At 70.7% G+C, this 17267-nt stretch carries 15 protein-coding genes; 10 read left to right on the top strand and 5 right to left on the bottom strand.

Annotated features, from left to right (window positions below):
• Window positions 1–90: 90 nt before the first annotated feature.
• Window positions 91–405, bottom strand: coding sequence for an AzlD domain-containing protein (locus tag GPA10_RS03545; RefSeq protein ID WP_058848012.1), 315 nt, complete (start codon window positions 403–405; stop codon window positions 91–93).
• Window positions 402–1157, bottom strand: coding sequence for an AzlC family ABC transporter permease (locus GPA10_RS03540; RefSeq protein WP_157164066.1), 756 nt, complete (start codon window positions 1155–1157; stop codon window positions 402–404). Before GPA10_RS03540 ends, GPA10_RS03545 begins: the two co-directional genes overlap by 4 nt.
• 89 nt (window positions 1158–1246) lie before the next feature.
• Here GPA10_RS03540 and GPA10_RS03535 point away from each other — a divergent pair, with 89 nt between their 5' ends.
• Window positions 1247–1834 (top strand): helix-turn-helix domain-containing protein, encoded by a 588-nt coding sequence (locus tag GPA10_RS03535; protein ID WP_157164065.1) that lies wholly within the window; start codon window positions 1247–1249, stop codon window positions 1832–1834.
• A gap of 439 nt (window positions 1835–2273) precedes the next feature.
• On the opposite strand, the gene GPA10_RS03530 is transcribed toward GPA10_RS03535, so the two are convergent.
• Complete coding sequence (locus tag GPA10_RS03530; protein ID WP_016645643.1) at window positions 2274–2477, bottom strand: cold-shock protein; 204 nt, start codon at window positions 2475–2477, stop codon at window positions 2274–2276.
• Between the two features lie 302 nt (window positions 2478–2779).
• Here GPA10_RS03530 and GPA10_RS03525 point away from each other — a divergent pair, with 302 nt between their 5' ends.
• From GPA10_RS03525 to GPA10_RS03515, 3 genes are all read left to right on the top strand, one after another.
• Window positions 2780–3667 carry a menaquinone biosynthetic enzyme MqnA/MqnD family protein gene (locus GPA10_RS03525; RefSeq protein ID WP_058848014.1) on the top strand — a complete coding sequence of 296 codons (888 nt, stop codon included), beginning with the start codon at window positions 2780–2782 and terminating at the stop codon, window positions 3665–3667.
• Window positions 3668–4110: 443 nt separating this feature from the next.
• The gene (locus GPA10_RS03520) at window positions 4111–5802 is read left to right on the top strand and encodes a serine/threonine-protein kinase (protein WP_157164257.1); all 1692 of its coding nucleotides are present in this window, start codon (window positions 4111–4113) and stop codon (window positions 5800–5802) included.
• A gap of 156 nt (window positions 5803–5958) precedes the next feature.
• Complete coding sequence (locus GPA10_RS03515) at window positions 5959–6234, top strand: WXG100 family type VII secretion target (protein WP_051852801.1); 276 nt, start codon at window positions 5959–5961, stop codon at window positions 6232–6234.
• A 95-nt stretch (window positions 6235–6329) separates the two neighbouring features.
• On the opposite strand, the gene GPA10_RS03510 is transcribed toward GPA10_RS03515, so the two are convergent.
• Entirely contained in the window at window positions 6330–10835 is a 4506-nt protein-coding gene (locus tag GPA10_RS03510) for a type VII secretion EssC family protein (RefSeq protein ID WP_157164064.1), read from the bottom strand.
• Between the two features lie 172 nt (window positions 10836–11007).
• On the bottom strand, window positions 11008–11223 hold the full coding sequence (locus GPA10_RS03505) for a hypothetical protein (RefSeq protein ID WP_157164063.1): 216 nt from the start codon (window positions 11221–11223) through the stop codon (window positions 11008–11010).
• A 516-nt stretch (window positions 11224–11739) separates the two neighbouring features.
• On the opposite strand from GPA10_RS03505, the gene GPA10_RS03500 reads away from it, so the two are divergent.
• The 6 genes from GPA10_RS03500 (at window position 11740) to GPA10_RS03475 (ending at window position 17192) form a co-directional block, all read left to right on the top strand.
• The gene (locus GPA10_RS03500) at window positions 11740–12147 is read left to right on the top strand and encodes a hypothetical protein (protein WP_246258642.1); all 408 of its coding nucleotides are present in this window, start codon (window positions 11740–11742) and stop codon (window positions 12145–12147) included.
• A 20-nt stretch (window positions 12148–12167) separates the two neighbouring features.
• A complete protein-coding gene (locus GPA10_RS03495) occupies window positions 12168–12971 on the top strand; it encodes a hypothetical protein (protein WP_157164061.1) in 804 nt (267 codons plus the stop codon).
• Between the two features lie 71 nt (window positions 12972–13042).
• Window positions 13043–14281, top strand: a complete 1239-nt coding sequence (locus GPA10_RS03490) for a mucin-2 (RefSeq protein WP_343040253.1) — start codon at window positions 13043–13045, stop codon at window positions 14279–14281.
• Window positions 14282–14416: 135 nt separating this feature from the next.
• On the top strand, window positions 14417–14899 hold the full coding sequence (locus GPA10_RS03485) for a hypothetical protein (RefSeq protein WP_343040251.1): 483 nt from the start codon (window positions 14417–14419) through the stop codon (window positions 14897–14899).
• A 129-nt stretch (window positions 14900–15028) separates the two neighbouring features.
• Entirely contained in the window at window positions 15029–15874 is an 846-nt protein-coding gene (locus tag GPA10_RS03480) for a hypothetical protein (protein ID WP_157164059.1), read from the top strand.
• Window positions 15875–15896: 22 nt separating this feature from the next.
• Window positions 15897–17192 (top strand): PE-PGRS family protein, encoded by a 1296-nt coding sequence (locus GPA10_RS03475; protein ID WP_157164058.1) that lies wholly within the window; start codon window positions 15897–15899, stop codon window positions 17190–17192.
• Window positions 17193–17267 lie beyond the last annotated feature (75 nt).

The following is a 17267-nucleotide window of genomic DNA, read 5'->3' as shown; positions in this document are numbered from 1 at the left end:
GGGGCCGCGGTCAAGAAGGGTGCGCGACGGGGCGCGTGCGGCAGCCCGCCGCGCGGTGAGCGTCTGTGGTGTTCGTGGCGTCCGGCTTGCCTACGACAGCCCCGCGAGCCGCAGCAGTGCCGTCGCGCCAGCCGCCCCCACCACGACCACGGCGAACGGCGCCCGGCGCCACGCGAGCACGCCCCCGACCAGCACGCCCGCGGGCCGCGACCAGCCCGCGAACTCCTGCCCCTCGGTGAACGCGCCGGTGGTGAGCAGCGCGACGAGGAGCACGGTGGCGCCGACGGTCAGCAGTTCCTGTACGCGCGCGGGCAGTTCGACGCGGCCGTGCAGGACGGGGCCCGCGAGGCGGAAGACATAGGTTCCGGCGGCGAGGACCAGGACACAGACGAGATAGGCGTTCATGAGGAACTCCCGGGGCGCTCGGGGTGATCGGGGCTCTTGCGGCGGATGGCCACCAGGCCGGCGAGGGCCAGCAGCACCGGTGCTCCGGCGGGCAGCACCGGGGTGGCGGCGAGGGCGATCACGGCGCCGAGCGCACCGGCGCGGCGCGCGTTCCCGTCGTCCCGCAGCGCGGGCAGCACCAGGGCGAGCAGCACCGCCGGGAACGCGGCGTCGAGCCCGAACCGCCCGGTGTCCCCGAGCGCCGAACCGGCGAGCGCGCCCGCGCACACGCTCACGTTCCACACGGCGAAGAGCCCGATCCCGGAGATCCAGAACGCGGCCTTGCGGCTGCGCGCGTCGGGCTGGGCGATGACGAAGGCCGCCGTCTCGTCGGTGATCAGGTGCGCGCCCACGAGCCGGGCGGGCCAGGTCCGGCCGAGGCTGTCGGCGACGGCGAGACTGAACGCGGCCGTGCGGGAGTTGAGGAGCAGCCCGGTCGCCGCCGCGGCCACCGGTCCGCCGCCCCCGGTGAGCAGGGCGACCGCGCTGAACTGGGCGGAGCCCGCGTACACGAGCAGCGACATCGCGATCGGCACCCACAGCGGGAGGCCGCCCGCGACGGATATCGCCCCGAAGGAGACGCCGACGACGGCGTCGGCGACCAGGACGAGCGCGATGTCGCGCAGGACGCCCGGAGGCAGCTCGGAGAAGCGGACGAGGCCGCCGGAGGATGTTCGCTCTACAGGGTCATCTGTTCGGTCTGACGAACGCATGCCTCGTAGATGAACAAATCGACGAGCGTTCGTCAAGCCGAACGATTGGTACTCTGTACCGAACGAGGGTCGGAGTGGAGGTACACCGCATGACCGATGGCGGCAAAGGCGCGGCGGCGCCTCGTCCGGCGGGGCTGCCCCGCGAGTGGATCGCGGCGGCGCTGCGCCGTGAGCGCGTCCGGGCCGGCCTGTCCCTCTCCGAGCTGGCCAAGCGGGCGGGCATCGCCAAGTCGACGCTCTCCCAGCTGGAGGCGGCGTCCGGCAACCCCGGCATCGAGACCGTGTGGGCGCTGGCCGTGGCGCTGGGCGTCCCGTTCAGTGTCCTCGCCGAGTCGCCCGGTCCCGCGGTCACCGTGATCCGTGCGGGCGAGGGCCCCACGATCCACGCCGAACAGGCCTCGTACGCGGGCACCTTGCTGTCCGCCGGGCCTGTCGGGGTGCGGCGCGACATCTACCACGGCGCGATGGAGCCTGGCTCCGTGCGGGCTTCCGAGCCGCACATCCCCGGCTCCGTGGAACACCTGATCCTCAGCACGGGCCGCTTGGCCGCGGGGCCCGTGGGGGAGTCCGTGGAGCTGGCCCCCGGCGACTACATGTCCTACCGGGGCGACGTCCCCCATGCGTACGAGGCACTCGCCCCCGGCACGACGTTCGTCCTGATCATGCAACACACATGAACAACGCCCCGCTACGCGGCGATTTTTCCCACCCACCCACCCCTATGCCCCACCGGTTTCAGCCCAGCCCCGGGGTGGTCCCAGCCCCACCCGGGGCGCTTTCAGCCCCGCCGGGGGTGGTTTCAGCCCTGCCGGGGGTGGTTTCAGTCCCGCCCGGGGTGGTTTCAGTCCCGCCGGGGGTGGTTTCAGCCCTGCCGGGGGTGGTTTCAGCCCCGCCCGGGGCGATTCCAGCCCCGCCCCGGGGTGGTTCCAGCCCGTCCGGCGCTTGAGGACGAGGCCGAAGGCCGAAAACCCCCAGCCAAGGCGCCCCCGCCAGAAAAAGGCGCCCCCGCCAGAAAAAAGAGCCCCCGCCAGAAAAAGGCAGGAGCCCCGTGCTCCTCGCGGGTGCGAGGGGCGCAGGGCTCCTTGGGTACTGCTTCCGTTCCGGATCAACCCACCGCTACGCGGGGGTGACGTTCTCCGCCTGCGGGCCCTTCGGACCCTGCGTGACGTCGAAGGTCACGGCCTGGTTCTCCTCGAGGGAGCGGAAACCGCTGGCGTTGATCGCGGAGTAGTGCACGAAGACGTCGGGGCCGCCGCCTTCCTGGGCGATGAATCCAAAGCCCTTTTCGGCGTTGAACCACTTCACGGTTCCGGTAGCCATAAGCCCTCCTTGGGCCAAAGGGTTGCCCTGCTCCAGAACCTGCGATTGTTGAAACAACTGCAAAAGTCTGAAAACGACGAGAGCCCGCGGGTCACATGCTCCGCAGGCTCTGTACTGCAAGGGAAACCAAACTGCAACTTGCGGCGAGCTTAGCACGCAGGCACCCGAAAGCAATAGGGATCAAGATCACGTCACCCGGAGGTTTGACAGAGCTCCGGGAAGGGTTGACGGGAGCGCTCCCCGAGCTGCTCCCAGGGGCCCCGCGCGTCGCACCGGACCGGGGGCGGGCTAACCTCGCCGATGTGGACAATTCTCCCGCTGACACCTCGGACGGGGCAGCAGACCCCGTCCGCACCGCGCGCCCGCGCGTCGGTCACATCCAGTTCCTGAACTGCCTCCCCTTGTACTGGGGCCTCGCCAGGACCGGCAACCTCCTCGACTTCGAGCTCACCAAGGACACGCCGGAGAAGCTCAGCGAGCAGCTGGTGCGCGGCGAGCTCGACGTCGCCCCCGTCACCCTGGTGGAGTTCCTGAAGAACGCCGACGAACTGGTCGCGTTCCCCGATCTCGCGGTGGGCTGCGACGGGCCCGTCATGTCCTGCGTGATCGTGTCGCAGGTGCCCCTGGACCGCCTCGACGGGGCCCGCGTCGCGCTCGGCTCCACCTCGCGCACCTCCGTACGCCTGGCGCAACTGCTCCTGGCCGAGAAGGTCGGCGTGCGGCCCGACTACTACACGTGCCCGCCCGACCTCGGCCTGATGATGCGGGAGGCCGACGCCGCCGTCCTCATCGGCGACGCGGCGCTCCGCGCGAACCTCATCGACGGCCCGCGGCTCGGCCTGGAGGTCCACGACCTCGGCCGGATGTGGAAGGACTGGACCGGTCTCCCGTTCGTCTTCGCGGTGTGGGCGGCCCGGCGCGACTACCTCGCGCGTGCGCCCGAGGTCGTGCGCGAGGTGCACCGGGCGTTCCTGTCGTCCCGCGACCTGTCCCTGGAGGAGGTCGCGAAGGTCTCCGAGCAGGCGGCGCGCTGGGAGATGTTCGACGCGGACGTCCTGGAGCGGTACTTCACGACGCTCGACTTCCGCTTCGGCGGCCCGCAGCTGGCCGGGGTGCGGGAGTTCGCACGGCGTGTCGGCGCGACGACCGGGTTCGCCCCGGACGTGCAGGTGGAACTTCTCCGGACCTGACCCGGCCCGGGTGGAGCGCCGGGGTGAATTCACCGGCGCGGAATTCGAGACCGCCCCGCACTCGCCGTCGGATGCGGCACGCGTCATAGGATCCGGCACTTGCCGTCGGATGCGGCACGCGTCATAGGATCCGGCTCTCGTCGTCGGATGCGGCACGCGTCATCGGATCCCGCACTCGCCCTCCGGATCCGGCATTCGTCATACGGATGCCGATTTGCGGCCTTCCGCTGTGCCACCGCTCTCATAAAGGAACTCGTCGCCGGGATTGACGACCGGCGTCACCGCAATGAACAGCGGGCCCTTTTCCCCAGCGGGCACCGGACCTCCCGGGCGCCGGGGCCGAACACCCGGAGGGTGTGAGGCCGCAGTCCGCTCCGATTACGCTGGCCCCCAGCACCGGCATGCCGGGCATGCGGTCGCCGCATCTGGGGGAGGCCTTCGCCATGCACCCGCTCGAACCGGACGAGCCCACCGCCGTCGGGCCCTACCGGCTGCTCGGCCGACTCGGCTCCGGCGGCATGGGCCGGGTCTACCTCGGCCGCAGCGCGGGCGGCCGGACGGTCGCCGTCAAGGTCGTGCATCCGCACTTCGCGCAGGACGAGGGGTTCCGCGCCCGCTTCCGCAGGGAGGTCGAGGCGGCCCGGCGGGTCGGCGGTGCCTGGACCGCGCCGGTCCTGGACGCGGACCCGGGGGCGCCGGTGCCGTGGGTGGCGACCGGGTACGCGGCGGGCCCCTCCCTCACGGACGCGGTACGGGACGGTGGGCCCCTGCCCGAGCACTCGACGCGCGTCCTGGTCGCGGGTCTCGCGGAGGCCCTGGCACAGGTGCACGGCCTGGACCTGGTGCACCGGGACGTGAAGCCGTCCAACGTGCTGCTCACCCTGGACGGGCCCTGCCTCATCGACTTCGGCATCGCGCGTGCGACGGACGGCACCGCCACCCGCACCGCGCTGACCTCGACCGGCGTCTCCCTCGGCTCCCCCGGCTACATGGCGCCGGAACAGATCCTCGGCAACGGCGTCGACGGCGCGGCGGACGTCTTCTCCCTCGGTGCCGTGCTGGTCTTCGCGGCGACGGGCCGCGCGCCGTTCCCCGGTGACTCCACGGCCGCCCTGCTCTACAAAGTCGTCCACGAACAGCCCGAACTGGGCGGTTTGAGCGGCGACTTGCGTGACCTCGCCGCCGCCTGCCTGCACAAGGACCCCGCGGCACGCCCCGCCCCCGCCGACGTGTCCCGCCGCCTCGCCCCCGGCGGAGCCGCCGCCCTGGTGACGGCGGGCTGGCTGCCGGGACCGCTCGTGGAGCGGGTGAGCAGGAGCGCGGTGCGGCTCCTGAACCTCGACGCGGCAGGCGCACCCGCCGCCGGGCCGCCGCCCGGAGATCCGGTGCCCGCGTCCGGGCCCGTGCCGTTCACCGGGCCCGCGGTGGGGGTGTTCGGACCGCCGGACGCGTCGTACGGGGCTCCGCCCGCGGTGTCGTATGTGGTCGCGCCCGCGGTCACCGACGGCGGCGCCACTGGTACCGGCGGTGGACCGGAGGACTCCCCGCGGCCCGGCAAGCTCTCCCTCTCCGTGGCCGCGGCGGCCGCGCCCGCGGGGTCCGACGGGCGTGGCCGGAAGGTGAGTTGCACGGTGGTCCTGGCTGTGGCAGGGGCGCTGGCGGCGGTCACGGTGGGGACGGTGTTCGTGTTCGCCATGCTGCCGGAGGACGGGGACGACACCAAGGACTCGGCGGGGAGGACGCCGAGCGCGACGGGCGACGCGCGGACACCCGCGGGCGGTGCCGTTCCCGTTCGCTACCTCGGCGAGTGGCGGGGCAAGGCGTCGACGCAGAACGGACTCGTACCGCTCGGCACGTTCGACGTGACCGTGCAGCAGGCGTCCGGGCCCGGCCGGCGCATCGGCACGGTGACGCAGACGGACCTCATCGGCAACAAGTGCGTCGACGTCCTCACCCTGAAGTCGGCCTCCGCCAAGGAACTCGTGGCGCGCGGCGTCGGCGCCCGTACCAACGACGGCCAGTGCTCCCAGACGCCCCACACCATGCGGTTGCGCCCGGTCGGCGCGGAGTTGCAGTACACCTCCGTGGACCCGAAGGCGGGCGATCCGGAAGCCCGGTTGCGGAAAGTCGGCTGAGCCCCGCTATGGGGGATTCGTCGAACACCGTTGTGTCGCGGCAATGTCGCAGGACCGTCGCAGGATGCGGCGTGCGGTAAACCTGGCGTTGACAGGTGCGGTAGCGTCCCACGTGGCAGTTGAGAATATTTACTTTAGCGACACGGGGAGGTATCGATGTCCGACATCGACCGCGGTGCAAAACTCGAGAAGCTGCAGAAGCTGTACGAGGCGTTCCAGAAGAAGGAGACTGAGGTCCGCGACCTCATCCACCTCCTGGACGGCCAGGCCAACGACAGCCACGGCTTCTGGAAGGGACCGGGCGCCGACCGGTTCCGCGACGAGTGGCGCGAGTTCAAGCCGCAGATGAACCGTCTCGCGGACTCGCTGGGCGACGCCCACAAGTCGGCCAAGAACAGCCACGACCGGATCGAGCAGGCCACCGCCCGCTGATCCGATGCCGCGTCAGCGGTACCTGTGTGTGGGGGGCCACCGGAAACGGTGGCCCCCCACACACACATGCCGCGGGCGCCCGCGGGCGCTCACGGTCAGGCGTCGAGGATGGCCTGCACGGGCACCATCAGGCCGGAGCGGACGAGGATGCCGCGGCCGACGGGACCGCCGCCGGACCCGGTCGGCACCCGGACGTTGAACAGCTCGCCGTCCGACGCGCTCTGCGGCGACAGGATCATGCCCTGCCGCGACCGCCGCGCCTCCACCACGAAACCGCGGTACTGCGAGCTGAGCGTGTCCGTGGCGCCCGCGACGACGATCGCGATGCCGCCGTCCCTGCCGTTCTGCGCGACCTCCTCCAACGGCCGGTCCAGAGAGCCGTCGTAGAGCATGTCCGCGTCGTCGGCCACCACGGCGAACTTGCCGTCCGTACGGTCGACCAGCTCCTTCAGGTCGCGTTCCGTGCTGTCCGCGGTGAGCACGCCGAGTACGCCGGGGTGCTCCTCGAGGGATCGCAGCGGTGAACGCCGCGGCGTGACCAGGATCGTCGGCACCTGGTTGGCGAGCAGGCTCTTCGCCGCCACGAGCAGGGCGGTCGAGCGGCCCGACTTCGGCGGGCCCGCGATCACGAAGCCGGGGCCCGACTCGTCCAGGTCGATGCCGATGGGCTCCAACTCGTCGCCGCCGACGCAGAACAGGGTCCACAGCGGCGACGGCGGCACGAACCCCGGGTCGAGGGCGTGCGCCTGCTCCAGGGTGATCCGCATGGGCAGCTCGTCGACCCGCAGGGGACGGCGGTCCCGCGGCGGCACCGGGTGCACGCGCTTCGCCTCGGCCGCGATCTCCCGCAGGGCGGCGACCTGCGCCTGACCGGAGGGGTCCGGGGCGAGCAGCGCGATCTGGCTCTCCTGGACGCCCTGGTCGGTCAGGCGGAGGGCACGGCCCGACGGCATGTCCTTGGGCACCTCGCGGGCGGAGAGGCCGGCGAGCGAGTACTCGTTGGCGTCCGTGAGCCGCAGGATCAGCTTGTCCGCGAACGACGGCGAGACCTGCCCGCTGAAGCCGCTGCGGTCCGCGGTCATGACGACCTTCACGCCGACCGCCGCGCCCTCCCGGAAGATCTTGGTGGCCATGTCGATGAGCTTGCCGTAGTCGACGTTCTCCAGGGCGGCGACATAGCCCTCCCAGTTGTCGATGAGCAGCACCATCCACGGCAGCCGGTCCTCGGGCGCCGCCGTCGCGCGCTGTTCGGCCGCGCTGGAGAGGCCCTCCATGGCCAGGTACTGCTGCCTGCGGGCGATCTCGCCGGAGAGCCGGTCGAGCAGCCTGCGTACGCGGTCGGGCTGGTCGCGGGTGACGATGGCGCCGCAGTGCGGCAGATTGGCGAGCGGCAGCAGGGCGTTCGCGCCGCAGTCGATGCCGTACAGGTGCACGTCGGCGGGTGAGGTGTTCGCCGCGAGGGAACCCGCGAGGCTGCGCAGGGCCGTGGAGCGGCCGGAGCGGGCGCCGCCCGCCAGCATGATGTGCTCGCCGTGCACCAGGTCGAGCGCCAGCGGCGCCCGGCGCTGCTGCGCGGGCAGGTCGGTGAGCCCGATCCTGATGGGCGGGACTTCGCCGTGCGCGCGCGGCTGCGTCTCGGCCACGTCGGGGAGTTCGCCGAGCCACAGCAGGTCCGGCAGCGGCGGCAGCCAGGGGCTGTGCTGCTCGCCGAAACCCATCAGCTCGGCGCCCGCACGGATGGCGCCGACCAGGACGCTCAGGTCGGTGACCAGCGTCCCGTCGTCGTCGTTCGACGCGATGCGCGGGGCCGGGCGGCCGAACGCGGCCCAGTCCACGGGAAACGCGGTCGCCTTCGGCCGGTCGGCGTCGTTGCTGGGCCTGCGGCCACCGATACGCGCCGACTGCACGGCGACGAGCGACTGGGCGCCGGAGCGTACGTAGGCGCGTCCGGGCGTGGACTTGGCGATGGCACCGGCGTCCGGCGCGTCGATCACGTCGGAGGACTCGCCGCCGTCGGTCACGCGCAGCGCGATGCGCAGGTTGGTGTTGGCGCGGATGTCGGCGCTCACGACACCGGCGGGCCGCTGCGTGGCCAGGATGAGGTGGACGCCGAGGGACCGGCCGCGGCGGGCGATGTCGACGAGGCCCGCGATGAAGTCGGGGAGTTCGGCGACCAGCGAGGCGAACTCGTCGATGATCAGGACGAGCCGGGGCATCGGTGCGAGCTCCGGGCGGATCCTGCGGGTGTCGTTGTAGTCCTCCAGATCCTTGGTGCCCGTGTCGAAGAGGATCTCCTCGCGCCGCCGCAGCTCGGCGGCGAGGGAGGCGAGGGCGCGCTCCGTCAGATGGGCGTCGAGGTCGCTGACCATGCCGACGGTGTGCGGGAGCTGGGCGCAGTCCTGGAAGGCGCTGCCGCCCTTGTAGTCGATGAGGACGAAGTTCAGGGCGTCCGGGCGGTTGGCGAGGGCCAGCGAGGCGATGATCGTCTGGAGCAGCTCGGACTTGCCCGCGCCGGTGGTGCCCGCGACCAGGGCGTGCGGCCCGTCCCTGCGGATGTCCAGGACGAAGGGCCCGTCGGCGGCGACGCCGATGGGCGCGGCCGTGGTGGAGCCGCCCTGGCGCCAGACGCCGGCGACGTCGGCGCCCGTGGGGTCCGGCATGCCGAGCAGCGACAGCAGCCGGGCGGCCGTCGGCAGGGCGGCGTCGGCGTCGTCCTGGCTGACGTCGCGCACCGGGGCCAGGGACCGGGTCAGAAGCTCGCACCAGGCGCCGGACACCTGGTCGGCGAGGACGTCACCGACGTGTTCGAGGCCGCCGCCGCTGACGCGTACGTGGTGCGGCTGCTCGTGCAGTCCGATGACGGCGGCCTTGCACTCCTCGGGGAGCAGCCGGTCGTCCTCGTCGACGCACACCGCGAAGATGCCGTGCTGCGGGCCCTCCTGGAGCAGCTGCGGAACGCCCGGCATGCGCCGGAGCAGCCGCGCGCCGTCGAGGAGTACGAGTACGAACGGGTCGGGGCGCAGCCGGTTCGCGGCGCCGAAGTCGTTGGCGCTCGCCTTGCGGCGCTCCAGCTCGGCGAGGAGCTCCTGGATGCGGCGGCCCACGACCTCGGGCTCGGAGCCGACCAGGGACATGCAGTCCTGGCCCTGCTGCGGCGCGGTGTGCGGCAGCCAGTGCGCCCAGTCCCAGGCGTCCCGGGCGTCGGCGGCCGCGGAGAGCACGACGAGGGAGAGGTCGCGCGGGCTGTGCAGCCCGGTGGCCTGGGCGAGCAGCCAGCGGGACACGGCGAGGCCGAGGTCGCGCCGTCCCGCCACACCGATGACGCCAAGGTCGGGCAGCGGCAGGGTGACGGGGACGTCGGCGACGACGGGGGGTTCCGGCGGTTCGTCGAAGCTGCTGCTCTTGGCGGCCCGCAGCTCGATCTCCGCGGGCAGCGTGGCGAGGCCCACCCGCAGCTGGAGGACGTCGGGGTCGACGATCCTGCGCTCCCAGAGGCGTCGGCGCGGCCCGGTCGCGTACAGCAGGAGCTCGGCGGGGTCGGGGTGGGCGGCGCGGCGGGCCTGCTGGTCGGCCTTGCCCAACTCGGTGACCTGCGCCTCGTACGCGACGCACGCCCGCTTGTACTCCTTGACGTCCTGCTTGTACTTCTTGCGCTGGTGGCGGGCCTCGCTGAACCAGTACCCGAGCATCATCAGCGGGCTCATCGCGCAGAAGAGCAGCGTGTAGACCTGCCGGGTCATGAAGTACATGCTCAGACCGAACAGGGCCGGTATGAACGACGTGATCAGCTGGAGCCGGGGGCCCTCGCCCTTCACGGGCTCCGCGGGCACCGTCACCCGCGGGCGCTGCCGCAGCGGGGAGAAGCGGGGCGGGCGGTTGTAGGCGTAGCCGCCGTCGTCGGTGGGCGCGAGGTGGGCGTCGGGCGCCTGCGTCTCGGCGAGGATCACCCGGGTGTCGCCGACCGCGAGCAGCAGGCCCGCGGGCCAGGGGCAGTCGGCGGTCACGGGCGTGTCGTCCAGGGTCAGCGGCACGCCGTCCTGGGGGCGGAGCGTGACACTGCCGTCGACGCCCACGGCGAGGCGGAAGGCGAGGCCGGGGACGGTCGGGTCGGCGACGGGCAGCGTGCAGGAGGCGTCGGTGCCGACGCTCACGGTGCCCGCCTGGACGCGGGTGACGCGGCCGGTGTCCGGGCCGCCGCACACGCGCAGCTCGAAGCGGCCGACCGGTTCGCCCGCCCGCAGGAAGGGGCCGATGGAGTCGTCCGCGGTGACGCGGACACCGTCGCGCAGGGCCGTGGAGGCGAGGGCGGCGGGGTCGTGCAGGGTCCCGTCCACCCACAGCCCGGAGGCCTTGGGCCCCAGCGGGTCCTCATGGCCCTTGCCGCCAGGGCCCTTGTCGCCGTGGCACTTGTCGCCGTGGCCCTTACCGCCGTGGCCCTTACCGCCGAGGGAGGCGGGGAAGCGTCCCGTGACCACGTTGCTCGTGTCGGCCGCGACGGTGAGACAGGCCGCCGCGTCGGCGACCGTCGCGTCGTCCTCCACGGTCAGCAGGACGTCCTGCGGGGCGACGCCCTCCCGTACGGCGGTCACCATGACCTGCATGCTGCGTGTTCCTCTCGGCCCTCGACGCGGCGACGCCCGGCCCCCCGGCCCGCTCGCCCCTTGCTGCTCCGCTTGCGCTGCTCCGCTTGCGCTGGTCCGACTGCGCTGCTCCGCTTGCGCTGCTCCGACTGCGCTGCTCCGCTTGCGCTGCGTCGCCTTCGCTGTTGCGTCGCTACTTCTTGTCCTTCTTCGCGTCCTTGACCGCCTGGTCGCAGCTGCGGGCGACATCGCGCAGCGCCTCCGCGACGTTCTCGCATTTGGTCTTCCAGCTCTTCAGGTCGCCGCGCACATCGTCGGCGTGCGGCCCGGCCCATGACTTCATCTGCTGGGTCGAGAAGTCGCGCGTGGCCTTCGGCAGATCCTCGATGTGGTCCGCGAGGCTCCGCAACTGGGAAGCCCTTTTCGTCTGTTCCGCAAGCTCTGGATCCGCCACCTCGACTACCTCCCCGTTGAACTGTCGTCGCCGGCCCGCCTGGCGCGGCGGGGGCCTGCCCCCGGACGCCCGCGTTCGTGGCCAGTCCTGGGACGAGAGTACTCAGGGGCGCTCGGGGGTGTCGAAGTGCGGGACGGTGGCGGGACGGCGGAAGAAAGAATTCCCGTCCCGCTCCGATTCAATTGCTCCCGCAATGCCCGGTGCGTCGGTATCGAGTAGGCATTCTCACGCTGGCACCCGCAGTGAGTTGCCTGCTATGGGGCACTTGACCGCATATCACCATTGGCGGAACTGCGGGACGCATGGATAGCGTCAACCACTCGGACACGCCCCATAACCAGCGGCGAGAACAAGCGGCGAGAACCAACGGTGAGAACCAGCGGTGAGAACCAGCGGTGAGGATGCATGTATTACGTGGAGAGGCCCGCGAAAACGTGGTCGGTCATATGCGTGGTGACCTACCTTGCCGGTATGGCGTACATGGGCGTGGGCGCGCTGCCCGACGACCTCGGTGTCTGGCTCGGCCTGGGCGCGCTGTTCTTGCTGCCTCTCGGGGGCTGCCTCGCCGTCCCGTTGTCGAAGCTGGTCCACCACCGCATCGACCTGGACGCGCGGACCCTGCGGGTGGGCCGTGAACGCCTCCCGCTGGACACGCTCGACCCCGGCTCCGTGCGGGCGGCCCTGACCGGGACCGCGCCGGACCCTGGCCGCCCCGCGCGGCTCGTCGGCGGGGCCTGGGGTGTGCCGCTGGGCATGGACGGCGTGGTGCTCGCCACCCGCGGCGGCGAACACCTCACCATCGCCACCCGCGACCGGACCGCCTTCCTCACCGCCCTGTCCCGGGCGACCGCCGCCGCCCCCCACCACCACCACCTCTAGGGAGTACGAAGATGCCTGCCATGGATCCGACCCGGCGACGGCTGCGGCTGTCGGACGCGCACATCAGTGTGCTGGGGCTGCTGGTGGAGGAGGGGGAGGTGCCGGGGGAGTTGGGGGAGGCGCGCTCGCAACTGCGGTCCGCAGGAATCCTCGACGACGACGACAAGATCGCCTCCGAACTCTTCCCGCTTGTCTCCACCTTGCTGGAGCCGCATGTCATCGCCCGCGTGGAACTGACAGGGCGGCATGGCGTGTCCACCAGTGGTGCCGTCGTCGGTAATGAGTTCGTCTTCGCCCACGAGGCATGGCCGGGGGAGGCGGAGTCGGAGTACGTCCCGGTCCAACCCGAGATGCTGGTCTTCGAGCTGTCCCGAATGGTGGACCTGCATCAGGACGACACCGACGCCGAGGCCGTCGGCGAGGAGATCGTCTCGACGATGGGCGTCCTCGACGCGATCGTCGACCGCATGGAGTCCGAGGGCGCCGAGGAAACCGACGCCATCACCGAAGCAGTGAACGCACCGCCCCGCTTGACGGAGATCTTGGCGCAACTCAACTGCATGTGGCGGATGACCGTGGTCTGGCCCAGGAATGAGGCGCGGCCGGACGACCTCGGCTTGGCCGGCCTCGCTGTCTGGGACTGCGGCCTGGAGGGCTACTGGGTACGGGAGCTTCCGGCTGAGCCGATCCAGGAGGGTCAGGTCGATGCGAGCAGTGAGCTCAAAGTACGCCGTGTCACGGCCAAGGAGATCTGGGGGCGCATCACGGACCTTCTGCCCGATCAGGACCAGCTCCTCGTCGACGCGCCCGCATCGGCTTCCTAGAACCCGGCAGCCATCCGAGTGGGAGCCGAACCAGCAACCGCGATCAAGTCGAGTCGGACTCAGGGGGACAAGTGACCGACGACTCCATGCGCCTCGCCAAACCGACGGACCTCGAGCAGCTCGCCAAGCTGATCGATGGCAGAGGTAATTTGCAGGACCGCCTGGACGAGGCGTTCACACGCGCCTCGAACCTGGGTGTACGGGACAAGCTCGCACCCATCAGCCCGATGACGTCATGGGTGACGAAGACGGCGCCGGACCTGCGGAAGCGGGCAGCCATCATCCGGGCGGGCGACGGCGACCCGCTGGCAGCCGCGTTGTATGCGGGTTTTACGCCCGAGCAGCTGAAGGGCGTGGACCTGCCACCGGACACGATGCTCATCGCGAACGCTTCCGTGGCCAACGGCGACAAATTCGATCCTGGCTGGCTGAAACGACAGGACGGCGAGACGCTCAATGACTGGTTGACCAGGATCAAGGGTGAGGCCGTCGCTAAGGTCACGAACAACAAGAACGCGGGCGAAGTAGTCAGCGACTACATCGAGTTGACGGCGCTGGCCTCGACCATGCCGCAAGTGTTCAAGATGTCGGTTCTCGGCACGATGAAACTCATCAAGCATTTCAAGCATGGAGAATTTCTCAAGGCGCCCGGCACCACGCTTTCGCAGCTTCTCCGCGGGCAGTCACCGTCCAAGTTCACTCCGGCGAGTGTCGTCAGGATGGGAGCCAGGATCGGGGCCAGGATTCCCGCGCCGATTCTCGATGCGCTTGCGGGCAAGAACAGCCTCGCGATCCTGGACGGCAAGCGGTGGGCTTGGGAGGCCAACCTTCTCAAGGTGGGCAAGAACGCGTCCAATCTGCAGCGGATCGGTGGCGCAGGAAGGCTTGCCGCCTTCACGACCGGAGCCGGCACCGCTCTCCGTACGGGTGGCTTCTGGCGGGTCGCCGGTGTCGGCGGCGGTGTGGTGTCGACGGCCATGGGCGCGTTCGACGTCGTACAGCAAGGAAATCCCGTCGAGGCATTCAAGCGGGACAAGGCCGGATACGTGTCCGACGTGTCCGGCACGCTCTTCAATGCCTCGCTGACCGCTGCGATGGTCGCGCCCACTCCTTGGACCCTCGGAGCAGCCGCGGTGACAGGAGCCGTTTACGGGGTGTCCTCCATCATCGACAACTGGGACAAGGTGAAGAAGTTCCCCGGCAAGGTCGCCGATGCCGGACGCTGGGCGGGCAAGAAGGTCGGGGAGGGTGTGGACAAGCTCAAGGAGGGCGGCAAGAAATTGGTAAGCGGGCTGAACCCCTTCGACTGACCGCGGCACGGGAAAGGCGAGCAGGCAGGTATGGGCGCATCTTCGTTTGAACTACGGCACAGGTATTCCACCGGACACGCGAGTCCGCGGGAGCGTATTTCTTTCTGGGGCGGTGAGGTGAGCGGCCTTGGGGCCGTGGAACTTGTTGTCCCGGCGCTGGAGCTGGTCCATGTCCAGGATCGGACGACGCATATCGGTGCGCTGGTGACGGGCGACAGCATCCCACCGTCGTCATTCGTCGGGTGGCCGTACTCCGGAAGGCCGAGGCTCGCCCGTGGGAAGTTGCGCGTCGCCGGACGTGACGCCGCCTTCTCCAGGAAGTCCTGGGGGACGGGCAAGGAGGAACGGGGGCTTCGCATCTGGGCCGTCGGGCGTGAGTACACCTATGTGGAGAAGCAGGACAAGCGGCATCACGCGCTGATGCGTGATGAAGCAAGGGTCGATATGGAGCGCTCCAGTTGGAGGGATCCCAACGTGATCTCGGGCAGCGTCCAGGGTGCGGCCGACTCGGTGGACATCAGTATCGCCATCCTGTTCGAGGGCGTGTACGCGCGAAACCTCTCATTGCGCGGCGCGTTGGTCTCGGCGCCGGGAAGGTTCATGGACAGGCTGTCGTAGCGTCGAGGGCTGCGGGCGCCCTAGGTCGAGGCTGAGGCCGCGCGCACGCCGGTCGCCCATCGCGGGGATGGCCGCTCCCCCTGCTCCCCCCTGCGCGATAGCGAATCAGTGTAGGCGACACTGATCCGCATGCCTTCCTTCGACAGCTCCCGCGGCCGTTTCAAGTTCGCCGAACGCCACCTCGCCGTCTTCGCCCACCTCCTGGACAAGGAGACCCCGCCCGCCGAGCTGTACCACTCGCTCGGTGAGTTGCAGCAGATCGGCCTGGTGGGGCCGGAGGGGGAGCTGTCCCCGCTTCTCCGGGAGTTCCTGACGGCCCTGGCGCGGCCGCTCGTGATGATCCAGGCGGAGGTGACCGGGCAGCACGGGTCCCTCGCCCACGGCCTGGTCGTGGGGCAGGACGCCGTGTTCTCGCACGACGCCTGGCCGGGCGAGGAGGAGTCGGAGTACGTGCCGATCGAGCCGGGGACCCTGGTGTGGGAGATGGCCCGCAAGGTCAAGCTGCGGCGGGAGGAGCGGGCGGCCGCCGAGAACTCCGCAAGCGTCTCGGTCACGTCCATCACCTCGACCATGGGCGCGCTCGACGCCCTCTTCGCCGCCCTGGAAGACGTCACCGACGAGCACGCGGACCTGCGGGACGTGGCCCGTACCGCACTCTCCGCGGCAGCCGGCGACCTCGCCGAGCCCGAGCTGACCGCGCTCGTCGACCTGACGCTGAACCTCGACGCCACGTGGCGCATGACCACGGCATGGGGCGCGGAGAACGCCCAGTCGGTGCGCTCCATAGCGGTGTGGGACTGCGGGGTCCACGGGTACTGGCTGCGGGTTCAGCCCGAGGAGCCGATCCAGGAGGGCCAGGTCGGTCCCGGGAGCACGCTGCGGCTCGTCCGCTCCAGCGCGGGCGAGGTCTGGGACAAGCTCGCGGACCTCCTGCCGGAGAAGGACGAACTGCTCGCAGCCGCGGCGTCGGCGTAGCACCCGCGGTAGGGGGAACGACATGCGGAACGTCAATCCGGACGACCTCGACCAGCTCGCCAAGCTCATCGACGGCAAGGGCGGCCTGGAGGACAAACTTGACGAGGCCTTCACCCGGGCGTCCAACCTCGGGGTCACCGACAAGCTGGGCCCCATCAAGCCGATGCGTTCCTGGGTCACCACCACGGCGCCGGACCTGCGCAAGCGGGCGACGCTCGTACGCGGCGACCAGCTCTTCGAACGCGGTGACCGGGAGACGTACAGCGACTGGCTGGCGCGTATCGAGGCGCATTACCTGGCGAAGGTGCCGGGGCTGAAGGGAGTCGGCGAGAAGAACATCGAGGAGGGGCTCAAGGACTTCAGCGAGGTTCTTGGGATGATCAAGGTCGGTGGTGTGACCACCGTGGCGGCCACGGCCATGACCACCGTCTTCGCCCAGAACTCCTGGCACAGCGGACTCCTCAGGAAGGCCGTCAACGCCGAGTGGTGGGCGCGCGGAGGGAGCGTGCGCGCCTGGGCGGGCGCCCGCCTGCTGGGCCTCCCCGCGGGGGAGCTGCGCTCGCTGGCCGCCCCGGGCAGCTGGCTCCCCGGCCAGCTGGGCAACCTGTTCGCCCGGAACAGGCTCTACCAGCAGGCCACGCGGATCCCGTTCACCACCACGCTCCGGGGCACCTTGCTGGGGCGGGCCTGGGACGGCTTCCGGACGTTGCCGGTCGTGCGTTCCCCGCTGGTGACCAGAGGTGTCAACTTCCTCGTCGGATCCGACGCGCTGGCGGCACGGTACGGAGGCCTCACGCACTCGGGGGCGCTGGTCGCCCGCGCCGGGCAGGCGAACCTGTTCAAGGTCGGACGTACGGCGGCCTACTTCCAGAAGCTCAACAACGCGCGGCCCGGCGTCATCGCCGCGGGCAAGACGGCCTCCCCGTTCCTCAAGGGCCTCGGCGCGGCGTCCAAGACGGGAGGCTTCCTGCGCGTCGCCGGCATCGGCGGGAGCGCCCTGTCCACGGGCGTCAGCGCCGCCAACGTGTGGGCGCAGGGAAATCCGAAGGAAGCCTTCAAGAAGAAGGGCGCCGGATACGTCGCGGACGTGGCGGAGGTCGGCTTCAACGCGTCCTTGACGTCCGCGATGATCGCGCCGAATCCCTTCACCATCGGCGCCACCGTGGTCACCGGCGCCGTGTACGGCGGGGCCAAGGTGGTCGAGCACTGGGACGACATCAAGCACGGTGCCGGAAAGGCCAAGGACTGGGTCGGGAACAAAGCGCGCGATCTGGGGAAGGGCGTCGCCAAATCCAAACTCAATCCGATGAATTGGTGAATGAGTCGCCGTCCGGTGCATGAATCGACGGACAGTAGGCAAGCCTGTGATCGGTAGGGAAGGTAGGCAAGCCCG

It is taken from the genome of Streptomyces typhae (genome assembly GCF_009755605.1).
GTDB classification, from domain to species: Bacteria; Actinomycetota; Actinomycetes; order Streptomycetales; family Streptomycetaceae; genus Streptomyces; species Streptomyces typhae.
Note: the sequence above shows the minus strand (reverse complement) of the source record. Positions and strands in the feature narration are given on the sequence as shown.

Coding starts and splice junctions, on each gene's coding strand:
- GPA10_RS03545 (WP_058848012.1), bottom strand. CDS start 405: ATGAACGCCTATCTCGTCTGTGTCCTGGTCCTCGCCGCCGGAACCTAT.
- GPA10_RS03540 (WP_157164066.1), bottom strand. CDS start 1,157: ATGCGTTCGTCAGACCGAACAGATGACCCTGTAGAGCGAACATCCTCC.
- GPA10_RS03535 (WP_157164065.1), top strand. CDS start 1,247: ATGACCGATGGCGGCAAAGGCGCGGCGGCGCCTCGTCCGGCGGGGCTG.
- GPA10_RS03530 (WP_016645643.1), bottom strand. CDS start 2,477: ATGGCTACCGGAACCGTGAAGTGGTTCAACGCCGAAAAGGGCTTTGGA.
- GPA10_RS03520 (WP_157164257.1), top strand. CDS start 4,111: ATGCACCCGCTCGAACCGGACGAGCCCACCGCCGTCGGGCCCTACCGG.
- GPA10_RS03515 (WP_051852801.1), top strand. CDS start 5,959: ATGTCCGACATCGACCGCGGTGCAAAACTCGAGAAGCTGCAGAAGCTG.
- GPA10_RS03510 (WP_157164064.1), bottom strand. CDS start 10,835: ATGCAGGTCATGGTGACCGCCGTACGGGAGGGCGTCGCCCCGCAGGAC.
- GPA10_RS03500 (WP_246258642.1), top strand. CDS start 11,740: ATGGCGTACATGGGCGTGGGCGCGCTGCCCGACGACCTCGGTGTCTGG.
- GPA10_RS03495 (WP_157164061.1), top strand. CDS start 12,168: ATGGATCCGACCCGGCGACGGCTGCGGCTGTCGGACGCGCACATCAGT.
- GPA10_RS03480 (WP_157164059.1), top strand. CDS start 15,029: ATGCCTTCCTTCGACAGCTCCCGCGGCCGTTTCAAGTTCGCCGAACGC.
- GPA10_RS03475 (WP_157164058.1), top strand. CDS start 15,897: ATGCGGAACGTCAATCCGGACGACCTCGACCAGCTCGCCAAGCTCATC.